Genomic DNA, 20,380 nt, shown 5'->3' with positions numbered 1-20,380 from the left:
CGGTGAACCCGGATCAGGGCTCGGGTGGCGGGTTCTGGCGGTTCGGTCGGGGGCTGGACGGCGCGTCACGCCTCCTGCGGCTGGGCCGCGAGAAGGGTCTCGACCGGTTCGGCGGTGTCGGGGGAGCCGGCCTGTGCGACGTATCCGGGACGGCGGCGCTCGTAGAGGTAGCCGACGATCGCGAGCAGTCCGATCACGACGAGGGTGCCGATCGTGAAGGTCTCGAACGTGCCGCGGTCCACGCCCCACACGTCCATGAACTTGTAGGGCAGGCCGAACAGCGACTCGAGCGTGCCGGGGAAGACGGCGACCCAGGCGCCGAGCACGACCCACGCGTAGATGACGACGGTGCAGATCCACAGGCCCGCGGTGCCGCCGGGGATCCGGAACGGCCGGGGCACGTCGGGGTACTTCCTGCGCAGCGCGATCACGGTCGGGAAGATCACCAGGTACGACAGCAGCAGGGTCGAGATCGCGACGGTGAGCACGACCGTGAAGACCGCGGCGGTGCCGCCCTTGAGCAGCAGTGTCGCAGCGACGCAGAACACGGTCGCGATGATGCCGGACAGCATGTTCATCCGCACCGGGGTGCCGAAGCGCTTCGAGAACGTGCCGAAGTAGCGGAAGAACGCGCCGTCGGCGCCGGCGGCGGCCTGGACCCGGTCGGAGGCGATCATCCAGGCGCTCGCCTGGGTCAGCACGACGAACACGAACAGGATGCCGGCGACGACCATGAGCGGCTGGGCGGCGGCGCCATAGACGGTGAAGACCTCTTTGAAGGCGTCGAGCAGGCCGGTGGCACCCTGCACCTTGTCGGCCGGCAGCACCGCGAGGATCGCGAAGATCGGCACGAGGTAGCAGAGGATCGAGATCAGTCCGGAGGATGCGACGGCGCGCGGGATGTCCTTCTGCGGGTCGCGCATCTCCTCGGCGGCGCCGTTCGGCGCCTCGAACCCGACCACCGCGAAGAGGATGACCGGGGTGACGGCGAGGAAGCCGCCCATGGTGGGGGAGAAGTCGCCGACGGCGTAGCCGTGCACGCCGTGCTGGATCGCGTAGAGGACGACCGTGACGACGAAGATCGCCAGCAGCGCGACCTTGACGATGCCGCCGGCCGCGACGATGTGCTTGCCGTACTGCAGGCCGACGATCGCGGTCGCGATCGCGATCCAGATGAACGCGATCTTGAACAGCAGATCCAGCGGGGAGCCGTCCGGCAGCGGAGAGATGTAGGCGTTCCAGGTGGCGGCCGAGATGAAGACGAGGGACCCGCCCATCCACAGCGGGTTGGTGATCCAGTAGAACATCGTCGAGATCGAGGCCGCGAGCTTGCCGAATGCGAGGCGCACCCAGACGAACGGCCCGCCCTCCTCGTGGAACGCGCTGCCGAGCTCGGCGACGACCAGGGCGTACGGGAACAGGAACGCGATGCCGATCACGAGCGTCCAGGTGAAGGCCTGGGCGCCGCCGCCGGCGGCGATCTGGGCGACCGTGTCGATCGAGATGATCGCGGCGATCGACAGGAAGATGATGTCCAATCGGCCCAGCGTCTTGCGGAAGTTCTGGGTGCGAATCGCGGATGTGGCGATCTCAACGCTCATGGGGACTCCTCTGTCCGAGCAATGCTGATCTTCGCAGCTCCGGTCGCGGATGCGCCGGGAGCCTCTTCGGGTGGGTGCTCACAGTCAACCCCGGAGATCAGAATCACGCCAATACACAGAAGCGCGGCGCCACATCAATTCAAATGATGCAGCGCCGCAGACACGAAGACGCGGGATCCGAGGGGTCGGCTCCCGCGTCCTCGCCGTGCTGTCGGAGTGGATCGGGCGCTCAGTGCCAGAAGAAGCCGAGGATGGCGTTCAGCAGGGTGAGCGCGCCGACGGCCCAGAACATCCCGGCCGGAACCCCCGCGCCGCGCTTCTGCCGGGCCATGCCGATGCCGAGCAGGGCGCCGATGATGATGAGGACCACGAACTTGACCGTGATCTTCATGTAGAAGCTCATGCCGGGTGTGAAGGTGATCCCCCAGGGAGCGGCGAGGGCGAGGCCGGCGATACCGGCGATCGCCAGTCCGACGTTCATCAGCGTCGTGAACTGGCGCTTGCCCCCGAACGCCTGGGCCAGCCAGGCGCCGAACAGGGTCGCGAAGCCGAGCAGGTGGATGAAGACGACGATCTCGCGCACGGTCTGCATGACCCCAGGCTAGGCCCGGTCGCACCCCCGCGCCAGGCAGGCGCGCCCGCCCGACGCCCCGGGCCGTCGCCCGGTGCCCGGCGACTCAGCCGCGGAGCGCGCGGATGACCTGGGCGGTGCGCAGGGCGGCGTCGGCCGCCTCGGCGCCCTTGTCCTCCTTGGATCCCGGAAGGCCCGCACGGTCGAGGCCCTGCTGCTCGTCGTCCAGCGTGAGCAGGCCGAAGCCGACCGGCCGGCCGGCGTCGAGCGAGACCCGGGTGAGGCCGTCGGTGGCGGCCGCGGACACGTACTCGAAGTGCGGGGTGCCGCCGCGGATGATCACGCCGAGCGCGACCACCGCGTCCGCACCGCCTGCGAACGCGGCCTGCGCCGCGACGGCGAGCTCGAAGGATCCGGGAACGCGGACCAGACGGTGGTTCGCCCCGGTCTCCTCGAGGACGCGCTCGGCGCCCGCGATGAGGCCGTCCATGATGACCTCGTGCCAGGTCGCCGCGATGACGACCACGTTCAGCCCGCTCGCGTCGAATCCGCCCGTCGCCGGTGCTCCCGCGCCGCTCATGCGTCGTCCTTCCCGGCCTGCGACCCGTGGTGGGCCAGCGCCGCGGCGAGCTCGGACTCGCCGATGATGTGGCCCATGCGGTCGCGCTTGGTCTCAAGGTACTGGTGGTTGTTGGGGCCGACGCCGACGATCAGCGGCACCTGCTCGATGACGTCCAGGCCCAGCTCGCGCAGCTGCGCGACCTTGTCGGTGTTGTTCGTCAGCAGGCGCACCTTCGAGACGCCGAGGTCCGTGAGGATCCCGGCCGCCGCCGCGTAGTCGCGCGCGTCGGCGGGCAGGCCCAGGGCGAGGTTGGCGTCGACGGTGTCGAGCCCCTCCTCCTGCAGGCTGTACGCGCGCAGCTTGTTGATCAGGCCGATGCCGCGCCCCTCGTGGCCGCGCATGTAGATGACGATCCCGCCCTCGTGCTCGATCGCGTCCATCGCCGCCTCGAGCTGCGGGCCGCACTCGCACTTCAGGGAGCCGAACGCCTCGCCGGTGAGGCACTCGGAGTGCACCCGGACGAGGGCGGTCTCGCCGGGTTCGCCGGCGACGATCGCGACGTGGTCGGTGCCGGTGACGCGGTCCTTGTACGCGAGGAAGCGGAAGACGCCGTGCGTCGTGGGCACGGTCGCGTCGGCGCGCAGGCTGACCCGGCGACGGGTGTTGTTCGCGACGCAGTCGGCCTCGTCGCGCGGATCCGTCTCGTTGAGATAGGTGACGAGCTGCTCGATCGTGATCACGGGGATCCCGTCGCGCTCGCCGAGCTCCAGCAGGCCGGGCAGGCGCATCATGCTGCCGTCCTCGGCGACGACCTCGGCGATCGCGCCGACCGGGCGGAGGCCCGCCAGGCGCATCAGCTCGACGGCCGCCTCGGTGTGCCCGCCGCGCTGGCGCACGCCGCCGTCCACGGCACGCAGCGGCAGCACGTGACCGGGGCGGATCAGGTCGGTGGCGGTCGAGGCCGCGTCCGCGAGCACATTCAGGGTGTGCGCGCGGTCGGCGGCGCTGATGCCGGTGGTGACGCCCTCGGCGGCGTCCACGCTGATCGTGTAGGCGGTGCCGCGCGCGTCCTCGTTCGACTCGACCATGGGCGGCAGGTTGAGGGTGTCGGCGATGTCGCCGGGCATGGGCGCGCACAGGTACCCCGACGTCCAGCGGACCGTCCAGGCGATCCACTCCGGCGACGCGAGCTCGGCCGAGAGGATGACGTCGCCCTCGTTCTCGCGGTTCTCGTCGTCCGCGACGAGGACGGGGCGGCCCGCGCGCAGGGACTCCAGCGCCTCGGGAATGGTGGAAAGGCTCATCGCGAGCCTCCTTCCGGTGATGCGGCGCGGTCGGCGCCGGTGTCTGCGGAGCGGAACGCGAGCAGCCGCTCGACGTGCCGGGCGAGGATGTCGGTCTCGAGGTTCACGCGGTCCCCGGCGGCGCGGGATCCGAGGGTGGTCGCGGCGAGGGTCTCCGGGATGAGGGACACCTCGAACCAGCCGGTGGGGGCGGCCGGCTCGCTCACCGCGCTGACGGTCAGCGAGGTGCCGTCCACGGAGATGGATCCCTTGTCCACGACGAGCGGGGCGAGGTCGTGCGGCAGCGAGATCCGCAGCACGCTCCACTGCGCGCCCGGGCGGACCTCCCGCACGACGCCCGTGCCGTCGACGTGGCCCTGCACGATGTGGCCGCCGAGGCGGGCGCCGACCGGCATCGCCTTCTCGATGTTCACGCGGGTGCCGACGGTCGCGCCGCCGATCGCGGCGACGTCGAGGGTCTGCTTCATGACGTCGGTGTCGAACGTGTCGGCGGTGGATCCGACGACCGTGAGGCACACGCCGCTCACCGCGATGGACTCGCCGTGCACGGCGTCCGCCGCGGCCTTCGGCGCGCGCACGGTCAGCCGCCAGCCGTCTCCCGCGGGCGTGATCGCGGTGATCTCGCCGATCTCCTCGATGATTCCGGTGAACATCAGGCTGCTCCCTCGTTCCGGGTGGTCTGGTACTGGGTCTCGGCCCCGGGCGCCGCCTCCTGCTCCGGTCGCGCGATCGCGAGCAGGTCGGGGCCGAGCGGGAGCCACTCGTCGACGGTCAGCCTCCGCGCGGCCCCGATCGACGGCACGCCGATGTCGGTGAGCGCCAGCCGCGGTCCGCCGAGGAGGACGGGCGCGAGGTATGCGAGCACGTCGTCGGCGAGGCCGGCGGCGAGGAACGCGCTGGCCAGGGTGGGCCCGCCCTCGACGAACACGCGCTGCACGCCGCGGTCGCGCAGGTCGGCGAGGACCGCGGCGAGGTCGTGCCCCGCATAGAACAGCGGCTCGTGCGGGTGGCGGCGGAGTGCGGCGTCGGCCGGGGTCCGCCTCGTGCCGATCACGACGGGGATCGGCTGGTGCGGGAAGAGCCGGTCGCCGTCCCGTGCGGTGAGGGCGGGGTCGTCGGCGAGCACGGTCCCGGTGCCGACGACGATCGCGTCGGACGCGGCCCGGCGGCGGTGCACGTCGGCGCGGGCGTCGGGTCCGGTGATCCACTGGCTGGATCCGTCCGCCGCGGCGGCCCGGCCGTCCAGGCTCTGCGCCCACTTCACGGTCACGCGGGGGCGGCCGAGCCGCTGCACGTCCAGCCAGTCCGCGATCAGGGCGCGGGCGGCGTCCGCCTGCTCGCCGGAGACGACGTCGACGCCCGCTGCGCGGAGCCGGTCCGCTCCGCCGCCGGAGTGGTCGCCCGGGTCGTCCAGGGCGTAGACCACGCGGGCCACGCCGGCGTCGATGAGCGCCTGCGCGCAGGGACCGGTGCGCCCGGTGTGGTTGCACGGCTCGAGCGTGACGACGGCGGTGGCGCCGCGGAGTTCGTCCGGCAGGAGCTGCGAGAGGGCGTCGACCTCGGCGTGGGCCGTGCCGGCGCCGCGGTGCCAGCCCTCCGCGAGCACGGCGCCGTCGGGGGAGAGGATCACGGCGCCCACCTGCGGATTCAGCCCGCGCGGGCCGCGGCGCGCGATCTCGAGCGCGTGCGTCATCGCTGCCCGCTCCGCCGCTGTCGCCGTCATGTGGTTCTTCCTCGTCCTATGCAGGGATCGAATGCCCGGGGCGCGCGGCGATCATCCGTGCTGCCTCTCATCCGGACTAGCGAGCGCTGCTCGCATCACCGTCGGTCCCGGAATTCCACCGGATCGGCCTCGGGCGCATCTGGGATGCCCCTCGGTTCGCGGACTCTCACCGCCGGTTCGGATTCGCACCGACCCCGGAGCACGTGTACTGCTCTCAGCTTAGTCAACGCGCTCATCGCCGTTTCATTCCGCCGCATGCGCTTTGTGACGGCCGATGTCACTTCAGCAGCCGGGACAGCCGGCGGTCGGCGAGGGGCTTGCCGCCGGTCTGGCAGGTCGGGCAGTACTCCAGCGAGCGGTCGGCGAAGAAGACGCTGCGCACGGTGTCGCCGCAGACCGGGCAGGTCTCGCCGCGCCGGCCGTGCACCTGCATTCCGCGTCGTTTGGCGTCCTTCAGGTCCGCGGGCGGTCTGCCGGTCGCCTCCGCGACGGCTTCGCGCAGCGTCGACTGCATCGCGTCGTAGAGCCGCGTGACGTCGTCGGCGGAGAGCCCGCCGGAGGGCGCGTACGGCGACATCTTCGCCGCGTGCAGGATCTCGTCGGAGTAGGCGTTGCCGATCCCGCCGATCACGCCCTGGTCGCGCAGCAGGCCCTTGATCTGCGTGCGCCGCCCCTCGAGCAGCGCCGCGAACGCGTCGCGCGTGAACGACGGCTCGAGGGGATCCGGTCCCAGCCGTGCGACGCCGGGGACGTCGGCGGGATCGTGCACGACGTGGACCGCGAGGGACTTCTTCGTGCCGGCCTCGGTGAGGTCGAACCCGCTGCCGTCGTCGAACGCGATCCGCATCGCGATCGGCGACCTGCCGGGACGGATCAGCGTCGTCGGCAGCTTGTCGTACCAGCGCAGCCAGCCCGCCTTGGCGAGGTGGAAGACGAGGTGCAGCCGCGGCTCCGTGTCGCTGCCGAGGCTGAGATCGAGGAACTTGCCGTGCCGCGCGGATCCGGTCACCCGGCTGCCGGTCAGGGCCGTCACCGGAGGGTCGAAGGTCTTCAAAGCGGAGATCGCGGACACGGAGGCGCGGGTGATGGTCAGCCCCACCACCCGTTCCGCGAGGAAGTCGACCAGCCCCTGCACCTCTGGCATCTCCGGCATGCGCCCATCCTGCCACCGCGCATCGGCATCGGGGCCCGACCCGGACGATGTCAGCGCACGGGGGAGGCGGCGCCCAGGCGCCGGGAGATGTCGCCGGCCGCGGTGGTCACGAGCGGAGCGAGGGCGGCGACGCGCTCGCTCGGCACGCGGGATACCGGGCCGGAGACGCTGATCGCCAGGCTGCACTCGCCGGACGCGTCGAAGACGGGCGCGGCGACGCAGCGGATCCCGTCCTCGTTCTCGACGTCGTCGATCGCCCAGCCGCGCTCGCGGATGAGGGCCAGCTCGGCGCGCAACGCCGCTTCGGTGGTGATGGTCGCCGGGGTGCGCGGCGGCATCCCGGCGGCGACCACGGCGGCGATCAGGTCGTCGCCGGCGTGCGCCAGAATGCACTTTCCGACGCTCGTGGAGTACATCGGCTGGACGTTGCCGATCCTCGACACCATGCGCACCGCATAGGGGCTGTCCACCTTGTCGATGTAGACCACGTTCGTCGTTGAGGCGCGCACGAGATGGGTCGTCTCGCGCGTCGCCGCGCTGAGGTCGACGAGAGTCTGGTGCATGTCGCGGTCGGGGCGAAGGCTGCCGAGGTAGGCCTGCCCGAGCCGCGCGTTCTGCCAGCTCAGGCGATAGGTGCTGGGCGCGTCCCCGGCCTCGACGAACGAGGTCTCCAGCAGCGGCTGCAGCAGGCGGGTGACCGTGCTCTTGTTCAGATCGAGCGCGGTAGAGATCTGACCGAGGCTCTGATCCTCCCCGGCGGCGTCGCCGAGGTGCTGCAGGATCGCCAGGGCCTTGCGCAGCGAGGCCGAGTTGTTCCGGGGGTTGGCGGGCTGAGTCGTGTTCACGGCATCCGATCCTGTGGGCGCGGTGGTTCGGTGACGCAGGGGTCGGCGTCGGGACAACTTTCTCATACGTCGCATCGCGTTGCAATGCAAATCAGTGTGTTGCAGTGCACACTGAGACCTGTTATCTTCACTCACGATCCCCTTGATCTTCCAAAGACGGAAGGAACCCGAATGTCTTCTCCGCAGCGCATCCTGAAGCGCCTGGCCCTGGTCGGCGTCGGCATCGTGAGCGTCGCCGCGCTCGCCGCCTGCAGCCCGCCCAGCACGGGCAGCGCCGGGGGTGGAGCCGGGGGAGCCTCGGCCGACCTGACCGTCGCCGAGACCACCGCGCCGTCGTCGCTCGACCCGCAGGCCTCCAGCCTGTTCGCGGACCGGTTCGCCTGGCAGCTCAGCTACGAGTGCCTCATGACCACGACGGCGGACGGGCAGCTCAAGCCGTCGCTGGCGACCGGCTACCAGAAGTCCTCGGACGGCCTCACGTACACGTTCACGCTGCGCGACGGGGTGAAGTTCTCCAACGGCTCGACGTTCACCGCCGATGACGTCGTCTACACCTTCACGCGCATCACCTCGAGCCCGAACCGCATCGACAAGGAACTGTTCTCGACGTTCACGAGCGTCGAGAAGGTCGACGCGAAGACCGTCAAGTTCCACCTCTCGAGCCCGGACGCCGGCTTCGTGAACAACATGGGCAACCCTCTGGTGTGGGGCTGCGCGATCATGAGCAAGGACGCCGCCAAGGAGAACCTCGCCACCAAGATGGTCGGCACCGGACCGTGGAGCCAGACGGACTACCAGCCGGAGACCAGCCTCACCTTCACCCGCAACGCGGACTACTGGGGCGACAAGGCCAAAGCGGCCAAGCTCACCGTGCTGTACATGCCGACCATGGGCACCCAGGTCAGCAACCTGAAGGCGAAGAAGGTCGACATCATCTTCCCCGACCAGGGATCGGCGAAGGATCTCAAGAGCGCCGGGTTCACCGTCGACCAGGTGCACACCGACTCGACGATCTTCCTGCAGATCAACAACACCAAGGCGCCGTTCGACAACCCGAAGGTCGCCCAGGCGATGGCCCTCGCCTTCGACCGCAAGGCCCTGGCCGACCAGGCCTACGGCGGCGCCGCCCGGCCGAGCGCCTACCTGCCGCCGAGCCTCGCGTGGGCGCCGAAGCTGAGCGACGTGCCGAACCACACGCAGGACGTCGCGAAGGCCAAGCAGCTGCTCGCCGACGCCGGTTACCCGAACGGGCTCGACATCAGCCTGCTCTACATCAACGGCTACGACCCGGGCACGAACGACCTCATGGCCGTGATGCAGGCGCAGCTCGCGAAGGCCGGCTTCAAGGTGCAGCTCGAACCGCTCGAGGCCGCCACCTGGAGCGCGCGTCGCAAGGCGCTGAACTACCAGCTGAGCTGGAACGCGCAGTCGTACTACTCGAACCCGTACCAGTACGTCGCGCCGGTCGCCGGGCGCCAGGGCCCGGTGCCGGACTCGCTGCAGAAGCTGATCAACGCGGCCTTCGCCGCGGGCAGCGAGACCGACTACCAGAAGGCGCTGAGCAAGGTCGAGATGCAGGAGGCGACCCTCATCTACCCGACGATCACCCTGCTGGCCAAGGACATGTTCGTGGCGCACGCCTCCAGCCTCCAGGGCGTCAAGGTGCCCTCGAGCCAGAGCCGCACCTTCCTCTCGCAGGTCTCGAAGTAATCGATCCGGTGGGGTCGGATCCCCGGTCCGGCCCCACCCCAGAAAGGCTCGTCCCATGCTTGAGCTGAACGATGTGTCCATCACGTACCGGGCCGCACCGCGCCCGGCCGTGGCGGACGTGTCCCTCTCGATCGCCGCGGGCGAGCGCGTCGGAATCGTCGGCGAATCCGGATCCGGAAAGAGCACGCTGACCTCCGCGATCCTGCGCTCGCTGCCCACCGGCTCACGCGTCGACGGCGGCATCGCCTTCCGCGGCACCGAGCTCGGCGGACTCAGCACGGCCCGGTTCCGAGAACTGCGCAGCGCCGAGATCGCGCGGATCCCGCAGGATCCGCTCGCCAGCCTCAACCCGGTGATCCGCGTCGGCGACCAGCTGCGCGACGTGCTGCAGGCGCACCGCAGGATCTCCCGCGCCGAGTGCATCCCGCTCATCGAGGAGGCCCTCGCCGAGGTCGGCATCCCCGAGCCGGCGGTCAAGCGCAAGGCGTTCCCGCACGAGCTGTCCGGCGGCATGCGTCAGCGCGTGCTCATCGCGATGTCGCTCATCAACGAGCCCCGCCTGCTCATCGCGGACGAGCCGACCACCGCGCTCGACGTCACGGTGCAGGCGCAGATCCTGGATCTGCTCCAGCGGGAGCTCGACTCCCGCGAGATGACCCTGCTGCTGATCACGCACGACATCGGCGTCGTCACCGAGGTGTGCACGCGGATCGTGGTGATGCGGCACGGCCGGATCGTCGAGGACGGCCCGACCGAGCAGCTGATGGCGAACCCGGGCCATCCGTACACGCGGCAGCTCTTCGCCGCCGCCCGCATGCAGGTCTCGGCGCCCCGCGCCTCCGACAGAAAGCCCCAGTCGTGACCATCACCCAGTCCGTGCCGTTCGCGCTCGAAGCGACGGGCGTGGAGCGGCGGTTCCCGCTCCCGCAGGAGAAGCTGTTCGGCCACCGTCGGTATCTGCACGCCGTCGACGGGATCGACGTCAGGGTCGAGCCCGGCCGCACGCTCGGCGTCGTCGGCGAGTCCGGCTGCGGCAAGTCGACCCTGGGCCGCGTGCTCGTGGGCCTGGACAAGGCCGACGCCGGCACGATCCGATGGAACGGCACGCCTGCCGGCGCCCACACCGGTGCGGTGCAGGCCGTCTTCCAGGACCCGGCGAGCGCCCTGAACCCGCGCCGCACGATCGCGCAGGCGATCGGCGAGGCCCTCCCGCGGATGTCCCGCTCCGCACGCACGACGCGGATCGGCGAGCTGATGGGGATGGTCGACCTCGACCCCGCTTTGATGAGCCGCTACCCGCACGAGCTCTCCGGCGGCCAGCAGCAGCGCGTCTGCATCGCCCGCGCCATCGCATCCGACCCGGCCCTGATCCTCCTCGACGAGGCGGTCAGCTCGCTGGACGCCTCCCTGCAGATGCAGGTGATCGAGCTGCTGCGCGACCTGCAGGAGCGCACCGGCGCCGCCTTCATCTTCATCTCGCACGACCTGCGCGCCGTGCGCGGGATCAGCGACTGGATCGCCGTGATGTACCTCGGCCAGATCGTCGAGCTGGCCCCCGCCGACGAGTTCGACGACCAGCTGCGCCACCCCTACTCGGTCGCGCTGCGCTCCGCCGAGCCGAGCATCCCGGGCGACGAGTTCCAGCCGGAGCGGATCATCCTCGAGGGCGATCCGCCGAGCGCGGTCGAGCGCCCGGTCGGCTGCCGCTTCGCCTCGCGCTGCCCCGTCGCGCAGGACCGCTGCCGCGTCGAGGCGCCGGAGCTCGTGCACGACGACGACGGTCGCGCCGTGCGCTGCCATTTCCCGGGCTCGCTGCAGCTCGCTCGCCGCGTCGTGGAGGGAGCGGACGCATGACCAAGTACATCTTCGGCCGGATCGGCACGTCGCTCGTGGTGCTGTTCGTGCTCAGCGCCCTGATCTTCTTCGCCGGGCGCGGCCTCGTGGACGGCAACCCCGCGCTGCTCATCGCGGGGTCCCAGGCCACCCCGGCCCGCATCGCCGAACTCGAGCACCACTTCGGCTACGACCGGCCGATCTTCGTGCAGTACTTCGACTGGCTGTTCGGGGTGCTTCGCGGCGACTGGGGCACCTCGCCGATCTCGGGCCTGAAGACGACGCAGATCCTGCAGCAGCAGATCCCGGTGTCCTTCGAGCTCGCGACCATGAGCCTCATCGTGGCGATCCTGATCGGCGTCCCGCTGGGCGTCCTCGCGGCCAAGCGGGCGGGATCCGCCGTCGACGTCACCATCCGGGTGCCGATGATCCTGCTGTTCGCGATCCCCGGCTTCATCACCGGCACGATCGCGATCATCCTCGCCACGAACTTCCTGACGAACCTGTATTCGCCGACCTACATCCCCTTCCAGGACAGCCCGTCCGGCAACCTGCAGACGATGCTGCTGCCGGCGATCGCGGTGGGGATCCCGACTGCGCCGCTGATCATGCAGATGACGCGCGCCGCGATGCTCGAGGTGCTGCACCAGCCGTTCGTCACCTCCGCCCGGGTCAACGGGCTGTCGGACGCGCGGGTCACCTACGGCTACGCGCTGCGCGCCGCGCTCCCGCCGATCGTCACCTTCGTCGGGTTCACCTTCGGTGCGCTCATCGGCGGACTGCTGATCGTGGAGCAGATCTTCAGCCTGCCCGGCCTCGGCCGCGGCATCCTGCAGTCGATCAGCTCCCGGGACTTCGTGCAGCTGAACGCCCAGGCGCTCGTGCTCGCCGGCTCGTTCATCGCCGCCAACCTCATCGTGGACCTGCTGGTCCCGGCCTTGGATCGAAGGATCGCGAGAAAATGACCACGGAACTCACCGAGACCATCGCCAACACGGTGCCGAAGGCGCGCAAGCGCCGTCGCCCCTCGGTCGTCGGCGGGATCGCCTTCGGGGTGCTCGCCCTGTTCGTCGTGCTGGCCGTCGTCGGCCCCTGGGTCGCGCCGTACCCGCCGACCCAGCTGGCCGTGGGCGCGCGCCTGCTCGGCCCGACGCCGCAGTTCCTCTTCGGCACGGACGCGCTCGGCCGCGACCAGCTATCCCGGGTGCTCGTCGCGATCGGGCCCGCCGTGGCCGCCGCGGTCATGGCGACGATCTTCTCGCTCGTCGTCGGCACCGCGCTCGGGCTCATCGCGGGCTTCTGGGGAGGACGGATCGACGGCCTGATCTCCCGCGTGGTCGACTTCCTCTTCGCCATCCCGGAGTACCTGCTGGCGATCCTCGTGCTCGCGATCCTTGGACGAGGTCTCGCGAACGCGGCGGTCGCGATCGGCATCGTCTTCATCCCGCGCTTCGCCCGCACGGTGCGCAGCGCGACCCAGGAGGTGATGACGCGCAACTACATCAGCGCGGCCCGGCTGAGCGGGCACGGCAACGCCTGGATCATCCTGCGTCACGTGCTGCCGAACATCGCGTCTCCGCTGATCGTCATCGCCGCCATCAACCTGTCGATGTCCTCCGGCGCCTACGCGGCGCTCAGCTTCCTCGGCTTCGGGGTGCGGCCGCCGCAGCCCGACTTCGGATCCATGATCTCCGACTCGCTGCAGTACATCGGCAGCGCACCCTGGCTCGTGGCCCCGCCTGCGATCGTGTTCGTGATCTTCATCCTCGCGATCAACATCGCCGGCGACGCGCTGCGCGACCTCCTCGACCCCAAGACCGTGAACGGATGACGATGACGACGATCCGCACCGACGACCTGACGTCCCTGCTCGGCGTGCTCGACGAGCGCGTGCCCGCGCTGCTCGACGAGCTGCAGGTCCCGGGCGTGGGCATCGGCCTGAGCCTGGGCGGCGAGTCCGTCGCGACCGGCTACGGCGTGACGAACCTCGAACACCCGCTGCCGGTCACCGGCGACACGATCTTCCAGGTCGGATCGATCTCGAAGACCTTCGTCGGGCTGATCGCCGCCCAGCTCGAGGCCGAAGGGCTGCTCGACATCGAGGCGCCGATCGCCCCGCTGCTCGCCGACCTCGGCGCGCTCGATCCGCGGATCACGATGCGGCACCTGCTCACGCACGGATCCGGGATCGACGCGCAGTACATGATCGGCCGCGCCGGCGAGCTGCTCGCGAATCACGCCGACGACAGCATCGCCGCGTCCATCCGGCACTTCGCCGACGACGCCCTGATGTTCGCGCCGGGCACGGACTTCTCGTACTCGGGTCCCGGCTTCATGGTCGCCGGTGCCGTCATCGAGCGCATCACCGGGCGGGCGTGGGCCGACGTCCTGCGCGAGCGCGTGCTCGTGCCGGCCGGGATGGCGCAGACGTTCACCACGGCCGACGAGGCGATCACCTACCGGGTCGCGGCCCCGCACGACATCACCGACGGCGTCGCGCGCCTGGCCCGCAACGAGGGCTGGCAGCGGGGCTGGCAGCTGCCCGGGTGGGACGTGCCGGGTGGCGGCGTGCTCAGCACCGGCCGGGAGCTCATGCGCTACGCGGCATACGCGCGCCGGCGCGACCCCGAGCTGGGCTTCACCCGCTGCCTCGCATCGCGCGGCGTGCCCGGCCAGGAGGTCGGCTACGCGTGGATGCGCGAGCACCGGCGCGGCCGTGCCGCGTTCGGTCACGACGGCCTCACCATCGGCTACGCGAGCCGGTTCCGGATGATCCCCGAGGACGACTTCGCCTACGCGATCCTGTCGAACTCGGTCAAGGGCAAGCGGATCACCCGCGCCCTCGAGGCCGTGCTGCTGGAGGCGCGTTACGGTGCCGAGGAACGCGTCGAGGTGGCGCCGTTCGACGCCGAGACCCACCGCGACCTCGTCGGCCGGTACGACTGCGGGTTCTACGGTCAGGTCGACCTGCGCGTGCGCGAGGACAGGCGGGCGTTCGAGCTCATCTCGCTGCCGGCGGCCCGCCAGGACGGCACCTTCACGATCGACCCGCTGTCCAGCCCGTGGCTGCTGCCGCGGGGGGAGAGCGTGCTCTCCAGCGACCCCGGCGTCGAGGACCCCGAGCAGTCGATCGCCTACGTGCGCGACGGCTCGGGCGCCGTCACGGCCCTCCGGATCGGCGACCGGATCGCCCGCCGCGTGGAAGCGGTCTGACCGGCTGAACCATCCCAGGTTCCGCCGGCATAGGCCCGGTGGGCGCTTACCCACAACACAACGCAGGAGTTTCTCCGCCTGAACCCGGATCAGCCGGGGGGTTAGGCCGGCATTCTCCTGCGTTGTGTGCGTGGTCCGGGGGAGGAGCTGGTCCTCCACAGCCGTCGTCTCCGCGGACGTTCTCACCGATTGCGTGAACGCCGCCCACCCGTCCGACGCGCGCTGCGACGATCCCTTGATGGATGAGTTCGACGCATTCGGGATCCCGACGCACCGGTGCGTCAGCTATCAGGAGCTGCGCGGGTCCGGGGTCAGTCGGGAGCAGATCCGCGACGCGTTGGCCCTGGGGCTGCTGAGGCGCGCACGGCGCGACGTGTATCTGTCCGGTGACATCCCCGACGTCGTGTTCCGAGCCCAACGGGTGGGCGGCCGGCTGGATTGCGTCGCGGCGCTCGAAGCGCGGGGCGTGTTCGTGCATCGCCGAGGGCAGCTCCATGTGCAGGTGGAGCCGCACCGCGCTCGTCTCCGTTCCCCGCATTCACGGCGGAAACGCTTGGAGGCGGACGGGGCGACCGCCACCATCCACTGGCGGAGCCAGAGCGGTGACGCGCACACTGTCGATGTCGTCAGCGCGCTGGTTCAGTCGTTCGACTGCCAGGAGCCGCGACAGATCGTGGCGACCCTCGACAGCGCCCTGTTCCTCGGTGAGGTCGATTCCGACGACGTCGCGCAGATCTTCTCCCGCGTACCGCATCGTTACCGGTCCCTGCGGCGGCTCATCGATGGTAGGGCGGAATCGGGACCGGAGAGCCTCGCCCGTCTGCAGCTGCGGCAGTTCGGCCGACGCATCGAACTGCAGAAGGTGATCGACGGGGTGGGGCGGGTCGACATCCTCGTGGACGGGTGGATCGTCGTCGAGTGCGACAGCCGTGCACATCATGCGGGGTGGCAGAAGCAGGAGGAGGACCGTCGCAGGGACCTGGCTCTTGCGGCTCGCGGATATGCCTGCGTGCGCCCCACCGCGAACATCATCCTCACGGAGCCCCACGTGCTGACGGACGCCGTGCGCGGGCTACTCGCCTGCCGACGGTGACGCTCGGGCAGTGCGGGGCGATCGGCTGCCACGTCACGACACAACCCAGGAGAAGCGGTCCCGCTGGGCGGTGGGCACCGCGAGGCCACCGGAATCTCCTGCGTTGTGTCGGGACGGGGAGGTTGAACTTCGGCCAGGATCGGCCCGACCGCACCACCCCGGCCGAAACCGCGACTAAGGCAGGGCCGCCGGGCGCAGCCGGCGCGCCGTCAGACCCGGCGGAGCAGGCCGACCCGGTCGTACACGTCGGCGAGGGTCCGGTCGGCGACCTCGTCCGCGCGCGCGGCGTTCGCGGCGAGGATCCGGTCCAGCTCGGCGGGGTCCGTGAGCAGCTCGTTCGCGCGCTCGCGGACCGGGCCGAACACGTCGACCACGACCTCGGCGAGGCCCTTCTTGAAGTCGCCGTAGCCGCGGCCCGCGTACTCGTCCTCGATCGCGCCGACCTGGCGGCCGGTGAGGGCGGCGTAGATCGTGAGCAGGTTCGAGACGCCGGGCTTGTTCTCCCGGTCGTAGCGGACCGAGCCCTCGTTGTCGGTCACCGCGCGCATGATCTTCTTCGCCGACTTCGCCGGGTCGTCGAGCAGCCACAGCACCCCTGCGTCGCTCTCGGCCGACTTCGACATCTTCGACGTCGGGTTCTGCAGGTCGTAGATCCGCGCGGTCTCCTTCTGGATGACCGGCTTCGGCACCACGAACGTCTCGCCGAAGCGCGCGTTGAACCGCTCAGCGAGGTCGCGGGTCAGCTCGACGTGCTGCTTCTGGTCGTCGCCGACCGGCACGACGTCGGTCTGGTACAGCAGGATGTCGGCGGCCATGAGCACCGGGTAGGTGAACAGGCCGACCGAGGTCGCGTCGGCGCCGAACCGGCTCGACTTGTCCTTGAACTGCGTCATCCGGCCCGCCTCGCCGAAGCCCGTGATGGTGCTGAGGATCCAGGCGAGCTCGGCGTGCGCGCGCACGTGCGACTGCACGTACAGCGTGGACTGGGACGGCTCGATGCCCGCGGCGATGTACTGCGCGGCGGTGCGACGGGTCTTCTCGCGCAGCTCGGACGGATCCTGCGGCACGGTGATCGCGTGCAGGTCGACGACGGAGAAGAACGCGTCGTAGGAGCCCTGCAGATCCCGCCACTGCAGCAGCGCCCCGATGTAGTTGCCGGCCTGGAGGGAGTCGGCGGAGGGCTGCATTCCGGAGTAGAGGCGGGGTTTGGTCACGGTTCAATCCTATGGTGCGGCAGGGCGCCGACTGTCAGGCCCCTAGGGTGGGGGCATGGCGACTCCCGGGGGGAAGACGCGGATCGGTCCGCGCAGGGACCGAGCGCTGTACGTCGAGATCTCGATACGAGCATCGCTGGAGACCGTGTGGGAGCTCACTCAGGATCCGCATCGGCACGTCCGGTGGGACGCGCGTTTCAGCGTGATCCGGCCCGTGCGGCTCCGCCTCGACGGCGCTCAGGAGTTCGAGTACGAACGCGGCCTCGGGCTGCACACCATCCGCGGCACCGGGGTATCGCTCGGCACCCGGAACGGAGGCGGGGGCGAGCGGACCTCCGCTCTCGTCTTCGACTCCCGCGATCGTCTCTCGCCCCTCCGCAAGGGCAGGGGCTACTGGCGCTACATTCCGACCTCGGACGGTGTTCGCTTCCTCACCGGCTTCGACTACGAACCGGGCTGGGGCGCGCTGGGGCGGGTGCTCGACCCGCTGCTCGTGCGACCGTTCGTGTGGTGGCTCACCGCGCGCAGCTTCGACCGCCTGCGTCTCTGGGCGGAGGAGGGAGTCGCGCCGGAACGCACCGCATGGTGGCGCGCACTCCGGCCCGGGCCTCGCCCGCGAGCGCGGCGATGTCTGTCGCGACCGCCGGTGCGCGGATCCGAGATCATGCGGGACGCACCGCCCTCGCTCGCGGGGATCGAGCGGTGACCCGAACCGAGGGAGTCTTCAGGCGCGCACTGGGGGAGGAGTTCGTCCGGCTCCATCCGCAGCTGCAGCGGCGGTTCGGCGTCGGCGTGTCGGCCGGGTACGGCTGCATCGGCCACGGGGTGATGACCCAGGTGCGGCGCGGACCGTGGTGGACCGTCCCGTTCCTCGCACTCGGCTCCGTACGCAACATCATGTTCCCGGAGAAGGGCCGCGGGATCCCGTTCCGGATCGACAACCATCCGTACCTCGACAGCTTCGGTCGCGAGACGGTCACGTTCGCCCGCACCATGCACGTGCGGCAGGGACGGCGGCGTCGCTTCGATGCCACGATGATTTACAGTGAGGCGCGCGGGCGGATCGTCGACTATCTCGGCACGCATCAGCATCTCGCGGTGGAACTGGATCTGTCCGTCAGCGACGACGGCGCCCTCCAGCTGGTCTCCGGGGCGCAGCGCTTCTACGAGGGACCGATCGCGTTTCGAGTCCCCTCGCTGTTGAGCGGGCGCGCGTACCTCACCGAATACTTCGACGATGAACGAGAGCTCTTCGTGATCGATCTCGAAGTCCGCAACTGTGTGTTCGGGCTGCTGTTCGGCTATCGAGGCGAGTTCACCTGCGAGTTCCCCCAGGGGAAGGACGCACCGGAGACAGCGAAACCGTACCGTGAGGAGCGCCGGGACTGAGCAGTGTTGCCGCGGGTCAGTACGTGTAGTCGACGACCACCGGGGTGTGGTCGCTCCAGCGCTCGGCGTAGGTCGCGGCGCGGGCGACGTGGTAGCCGGTCGCGCGCTCCGCGAGGGGAGCGGTGGCGAGGTGGTAGTCGATCCGCCAGCCGGCGTCGTTGTCGAACGCCTGGCCGCGCATCGTCCACCAGGTGTACGGACCGGGAACCTCGCCGGCCGCCACCCGTCCGACGTCGACCCAGCCGAGGCCCGTGCCGCCGCCTTCCGCGGCGTACGCCCGCGTGTCGCTGAGCTGCCCGACCATGCCCCGGCCGATGCCCTCCTGGCCGACTGCGGGCTCACCGGCGGCGCCGAGGAAGCGGTCGAAGTAGGCGCGCTCACGCGCCAGGTAACCAGACTTCTTGACGTTGCCCTTCCAGTTCAGGATGTCGAGGGGGCGATGCCCGACGTTGAGATCGCCGGTGACGAGCGCAAGGGCGCCGTCGGCGGAAAGCTCCTGCATGCGCGCCGTCATCGCGTCGAGGAACTTCCACTTCTCCTCCTGCTTCGGAGTGTCCGCCTCGCCGCTGTGCACGTACGCGCTCACCACGGTGAGCGGGGTGTCGCCGAGCAGGAAGTCCGCCTCGAGCCAGCGCCCCTTCGAGTCGAAGTCCTCGGGGCCGAGCTCGGTGCGCGAGGCGAGCGCGGGCACGCGGCTCAGCACGGCGACGCCGGCACGGCCCTTCGCGGTCGCCTCGTCGTGCAGGATCGACCAGCCGGGGAACGAGGCCTCGATGTGCTCGTCCTGCGCGCGCACCTCCTGCAGCGTGAGCACGTCGACGCCCGCGTCGTCCAGCCAGGCGTGCATCCCGTTGCGGACCGCGGCGCGGATCCCGTTGACGTTGACCGTGGCGATACGCAGATGGGGCATGGGATCCAGCCTAACGAGGGCCGGGGACATCGCCCCGCGCGCGCCGGAGCCCGAACGGATCCGCGCTCTGCAGAGCCGACTCCTGCTCGTCCGCGAGCGCGTCGCCCCACTCCTGCCTCGCCTCGCGCAGGGCGCGGGAGGTCGCCCGTCGCCGCCACCACGGCGCGGCGTCGTGCTCGGCCTGCGCGCGGCGCAGCCGCACCTGTGCGGCGAGCGCGAGCGCGGCGAGCTCGGCCCGGCGCGCGGCGTCCGCGTCCTCCTCCTGCAGCGGCTCGTCGCCGTCCTCCGCGGTGAGCGCGATCCAGGCCGCCGCGACGAGGACGACGACCGCCACCCAGCGGCACCACAGCAGCATCGCGACGACCACCGCGAACGTGGCGAGCAGGGGGTTGCCGGGCGTGTGCGCCAGCAGCAGGCCGGCGCCCAGCTGGAGCACGACGACCGCCGCCCCGCCGAGCACCGAGCCGGGCAGGATCGTGCGCCACGCCAGCCGCGTCCCTGTGAGGAACCGCACGAGCAGCGCCATCGCGGCGGAGTCGATCACGAGCATCACCAGGATCGACCCGATCCTGGTGAGCGTGTCGAACACGGTCGCGCCGACGGTCCAGCCGAGCAGGTCGAACACCTGCCGCAGCGCCCAGACGCCGACGAAGCCGAGCACGGATCCGATCAGCAGCACGAGCCCGAACGCGAGCCCGGCGAGCCCGTCCGCGATCTTGAGGAGCACGAAGCTGCGGGTGTCGTACGGCAGCCCGAAGATGTCGCGCACGGCGCGGCGGGTGAACGTGACGGCGGTGATCCCGGTCCATGCGACCACCCCGGCGGCGATGATCCCGGTGACGCCGAGCACTCCGGTCGAGGAGGCCGCGAGCGTCTGCACATCGTCGGGCTTCACCAGGCCGTTCTCGCCGACGATGCCGGGGATGTAATTGGCGCGATCCGGGTGACCAGCCGGATCGCCCGCTCGCTGCCGCCGAGCCAGAGCCCGACCGAGGCGAAGCCGGTGTACAGCAGGCCGAACACGGCGAACAGGCCCTGATAGCTCATCCCGGCGGAGAGCAGGAAGCCGTTGCGGCGCAGGAAGCGTCGCCACACCCGGATCGGGAACGCCTGCATCGTGCGGCGGGTGAGGGCGGCGGCCCGCTCGAGGGGCGCCTCGAAGCGCTCCCGCAGCTCGGATCCGGAATCCCCCACGGACCTCACCCTAGCGAGTGGGCGGGATCCGCCGGCAGACGCGGAGAGGCGCCACCCCGGGGGGT

Annotated in this window: 21 protein-coding genes and 1 riboswitch; of the genes, 9 read left to right on the top strand and 12 right to left on the bottom strand. The window is 70.6% G+C overall.

The window, feature by feature from the left end; all coding sequences use genetic code 11:
• Positions 1–65: 65 nt before the first annotated feature.
• From RBR11_RS11555 to RBR11_RS11520, 8 genes are all read right to left on the bottom strand, one after another.
• Entirely contained in the window at positions 66–1,601 is a 1,536-nt protein-coding gene (locus RBR11_RS11555; RefSeq protein WP_308489493.1) for an APC family permease, read from the bottom strand.
• Positions 1,602–1,830: 229 nt separating this feature from the next.
• The gene (locus RBR11_RS11550) at positions 1,831–2,193 is read right to left on the bottom strand and encodes a Fe-S protein (protein WP_308489492.1); all 363 of its coding nucleotides are present in this window, start codon (positions 2,191–2,193) and stop codon (positions 1,831–1,833) included.
• 85 nt (positions 2,194–2,278) lie between these two features.
• The gene (ribH, locus tag RBR11_RS11545; RefSeq protein WP_308489491.1) at positions 2,279–2,752 is read right to left on the bottom strand and encodes a 6,7-dimethyl-8-ribityllumazine synthase; all 474 of its coding nucleotides are present in this window, start codon (positions 2,750–2,752) and stop codon (positions 2,279–2,281) included.
• Positions 2,749–4,038: a GTP cyclohydrolase II gene (ribA, locus tag RBR11_RS11540; RefSeq protein ID WP_308489490.1), complete on the bottom strand. Its 1,290-nt coding sequence runs from the start codon at positions 4,036–4,038 to the stop codon at positions 2,749–2,751. The genes ribH and ribA overlap by 4 nt, the downstream gene beginning before the upstream one ends.
• Positions 4,035–4,691 (bottom strand): riboflavin synthase, encoded by a 657-nt coding sequence (locus tag RBR11_RS11535; RefSeq protein WP_308489489.1) that lies wholly within the window; start codon positions 4,689–4,691, stop codon positions 4,035–4,037. Before RBR11_RS11535 ends, ribA begins: the two co-directional genes overlap by 4 nt.
• On the bottom strand, positions 4,691–5,761 hold the full coding sequence (ribD, locus tag RBR11_RS11530; RefSeq protein ID WP_308489488.1) for a bifunctional diaminohydroxyphosphoribosylaminopyrimidine deaminase/5-amino-6-(5-phosphoribosylamino)uracil reductase RibD: 1,071 nt from the start codon (positions 5,759–5,761) through the stop codon (positions 4,691–4,693). Before ribD ends, RBR11_RS11535 begins: the two co-directional genes overlap by 1 nt.
• A 53-nt stretch (positions 5,762–5,814) precedes the next feature.
• Positions 5,815–5,968, bottom strand: a riboswitch (FMN riboswitch).
• Positions 5,969–6,038: 70 nt separating this feature from the next.
• Positions 6,039–6,914: an Fpg/Nei family DNA glycosylase gene (locus RBR11_RS11525; RefSeq protein WP_308489487.1), complete on the bottom strand. Its 876-nt coding sequence runs from the start codon at positions 6,912–6,914 to the stop codon at positions 6,039–6,041.
• A gap of 50 nt (positions 6,915–6,964) precedes the next feature.
• Positions 6,965–7,759 carry an IclR family transcriptional regulator gene (locus RBR11_RS11520; RefSeq protein WP_308489486.1) on the bottom strand — a complete coding sequence of 265 codons (795 nt, stop codon included), beginning with the start codon at positions 7,757–7,759 and terminating at the stop codon, positions 6,965–6,967.
• Positions 7,760–7,930: 171 nt separating this feature from the next.
• On the opposite strand from RBR11_RS11520, the gene RBR11_RS11515 reads away from it, so the two are divergent.
• The 7 genes from RBR11_RS11515 (at position 7,931) to RBR11_RS11485 (ending at position 15,608) form a co-directional block, all read left to right on the top strand.
• Positions 7,931–9,469 (top strand): ABC transporter substrate-binding protein, encoded by a 1,539-nt coding sequence (locus RBR11_RS11515; protein ID WP_308489485.1) that lies wholly within the window; start codon positions 7,931–7,933, stop codon positions 9,467–9,469.
• A gap of 55 nt (positions 9,470–9,524) precedes the next feature.
• Complete coding sequence (locus RBR11_RS11510) at positions 9,525–10,331, top strand: ABC transporter ATP-binding protein (protein WP_308489484.1); 807 nt, start codon at positions 9,525–9,527, stop codon at positions 10,329–10,331.
• A complete protein-coding gene (locus tag RBR11_RS11505; RefSeq protein ID WP_308489483.1) occupies positions 10,328–11,323 on the top strand; it encodes an oligopeptide/dipeptide ABC transporter ATP-binding protein in 996 nt (331 codons plus the stop codon). The genes RBR11_RS11510 and RBR11_RS11505 overlap by 4 nt, the downstream gene beginning before the upstream one ends.
• Positions 11,320–12,267, top strand: coding sequence for an ABC transporter permease (locus tag RBR11_RS11500; protein WP_308489482.1), 948 nt, complete (start codon positions 11,320–11,322; stop codon positions 12,265–12,267). The genes RBR11_RS11505 and RBR11_RS11500 overlap by 4 nt, the downstream gene beginning before the upstream one ends.
• Positions 12,264–13,133: an ABC transporter permease gene (locus RBR11_RS11495; RefSeq protein ID WP_308489481.1), complete on the top strand. Its 870-nt coding sequence runs from the start codon at positions 12,264–12,266 to the stop codon at positions 13,131–13,133. The genes RBR11_RS11500 and RBR11_RS11495 overlap by 4 nt, the downstream gene beginning before the upstream one ends.
• Positions 13,130–14,515, top strand: coding sequence for a serine hydrolase domain-containing protein (locus RBR11_RS11490; RefSeq protein ID WP_308489480.1), 1,386 nt, complete (start codon positions 13,130–13,132; stop codon positions 14,513–14,515). The genes RBR11_RS11495 and RBR11_RS11490 overlap by 4 nt, the downstream gene beginning before the upstream one ends.
• A 193-nt stretch (positions 14,516–14,708) precedes the next feature.
• Complete coding sequence (locus RBR11_RS11485) at positions 14,709–15,608, top strand: hypothetical protein (protein WP_308489479.1); 900 nt, start codon at positions 14,709–14,711, stop codon at positions 15,606–15,608.
• A gap of 209 nt (positions 15,609–15,817) precedes the next feature.
• Here RBR11_RS11485 and trpS read toward each other — a convergent pair whose 3' ends face one another.
• Positions 15,818–16,822, bottom strand: a complete 1,005-nt coding sequence (gene trpS / locus RBR11_RS11480; RefSeq protein ID WP_308489478.1) for a tryptophan--tRNA ligase — start codon at positions 16,820–16,822, stop codon at positions 15,818–15,820.
• Positions 16,823–16,877: 55 nt separating this feature from the next.
• Here trpS and RBR11_RS11475 point away from each other — a divergent pair, with 55 nt between their 5' ends.
• Positions 16,878–17,528, top strand: coding sequence for an SRPBCC family protein (locus RBR11_RS11475; protein ID WP_308489477.1), 651 nt, complete (start codon positions 16,878–16,880; stop codon positions 17,526–17,528).
• Positions 17,450–18,211, top strand: a complete 762-nt coding sequence (locus RBR11_RS11470; RefSeq protein WP_308489476.1) for a DUF4166 domain-containing protein — start codon at positions 17,450–17,452, stop codon at positions 18,209–18,211. Before RBR11_RS11475 ends, RBR11_RS11470 begins: the two co-directional genes overlap by 79 nt.
• A gap of 16 nt (positions 18,212–18,227) precedes the next feature.
• Here the strand turns inward: RBR11_RS11470 and RBR11_RS11465 are convergent, their stop codons facing one another.
• The 3 genes from RBR11_RS11465 to RBR11_RS11455 are packed head-to-tail and all read right to left on the bottom strand — an operon-like array spanning position 18,228 to position 20,315.
• Positions 18,228–19,121 carry an exodeoxyribonuclease III gene (locus tag RBR11_RS11465; protein ID WP_308489475.1) on the bottom strand — a complete coding sequence of 298 codons (894 nt, stop codon included), beginning with the start codon at positions 19,119–19,121 and terminating at the stop codon, positions 18,228–18,230.
• Positions 19,122–19,131: 10 nt separating this feature from the next.
• Positions 19,132–20,016: a YihY/virulence factor BrkB family protein gene (locus tag RBR11_RS11460; RefSeq protein ID WP_308489474.1), complete on the bottom strand. Its 885-nt coding sequence runs from the start codon at positions 20,014–20,016 to the stop codon at positions 19,132–19,134.
• The gene (locus tag RBR11_RS11455) at positions 20,013–20,315 is read right to left on the bottom strand and encodes a hypothetical protein (RefSeq protein WP_308489473.1); all 303 of its coding nucleotides are present in this window, start codon (positions 20,313–20,315) and stop codon (positions 20,013–20,015) included. Before RBR11_RS11455 ends, RBR11_RS11460 begins: the two co-directional genes overlap by 4 nt.
• Positions 20,316–20,380: the final 65 nt, after the last annotated feature.

Source organism: Microbacterium capsulatum, assembly GCF_030865425.1.
Classification (GTDB): domain Bacteria; phylum Actinomycetota; class Actinomycetes; order Actinomycetales; family Microbacteriaceae; genus Microbacterium; species Microbacterium capsulatum.
Note: the sequence above shows the minus strand (reverse complement) of the source record. Positions and strands in the feature narration are given on the sequence as shown.

What these genes read in the sequence shown, in the direction of transcription:
- RBR11_RS11555 (WP_308489493.1), bottom strand. Translation starts at nt 1,601, where the DNA reads ATGAGCGTTGAGATCGCCACATCCGCGATTCGCACCCAGAACTTCCGC.
- RBR11_RS11550 (WP_308489492.1), bottom strand. Translation starts at nt 2,193, where the DNA reads ATGCAGACCGTGCGCGAGATCGTCGTCTTCATCCACCTGCTCGGCTTC.
- ribH (WP_308489491.1), bottom strand. Translation starts at nt 2,752, where the DNA reads ATGAGCGGCGCGGGAGCACCGGCGACGGGCGGATTCGACGCGAGCGGG.
- ribA (WP_308489490.1), bottom strand. Translation starts at nt 4,038, where the DNA reads ATGAGCCTTTCCACCATTCCCGAGGCGCTGGAGTCCCTGCGCGCGGGC.
- RBR11_RS11535 (WP_308489489.1), bottom strand. Translation starts at nt 4,691, where the DNA reads ATGTTCACCGGAATCATCGAGGAGATCGGCGAGATCACCGCGATCACG.
- ribD (WP_308489488.1), bottom strand. Translation starts at nt 5,761, where the DNA reads ATGACGGCGACAGCGGCGGAGCGGGCAGCGATGACGCACGCGCTCGAG.
- RBR11_RS11525 (WP_308489487.1), bottom strand. Translation starts at nt 6,914, where the DNA reads ATGCCGGAGATGCCAGAGGTGCAGGGGCTGGTCGACTTCCTCGCGGAA.
- RBR11_RS11515 (WP_308489485.1), top strand. Translation starts at nt 7,931, where the DNA reads ATGTCTTCTCCGCAGCGCATCCTGAAGCGCCTGGCCCTGGTCGGCGTC.
- RBR11_RS11510 (WP_308489484.1), top strand. Translation starts at nt 9,525, where the DNA reads ATGCTTGAGCTGAACGATGTGTCCATCACGTACCGGGCCGCACCGCGC.
- RBR11_RS11500 (WP_308489482.1), top strand. Translation starts at nt 11,320, where the DNA reads ATGACCAAGTACATCTTCGGCCGGATCGGCACGTCGCTCGTGGTGCTG.
- RBR11_RS11495 (WP_308489481.1), top strand. Translation starts at nt 12,264, where the DNA reads ATGACCACGGAACTCACCGAGACCATCGCCAACACGGTGCCGAAGGCG.
- RBR11_RS11490 (WP_308489480.1), top strand. Translation starts at nt 13,130, where the DNA reads ATGACGATGACGACGATCCGCACCGACGACCTGACGTCCCTGCTCGGC.
- RBR11_RS11475 (WP_308489477.1), top strand. Translation starts at nt 16,878, where the DNA reads ATGGCGACTCCCGGGGGGAAGACGCGGATCGGTCCGCGCAGGGACCGA.
- RBR11_RS11470 (WP_308489476.1), top strand. Translation starts at nt 17,450, where the DNA reads ATGTCTGTCGCGACCGCCGGTGCGCGGATCCGAGATCATGCGGGACGC.
- RBR11_RS11465 (WP_308489475.1), bottom strand. Translation starts at nt 19,121, where the DNA reads ATGCCCCATCTGCGTATCGCCACGGTCAACGTCAACGGGATCCGCGCC.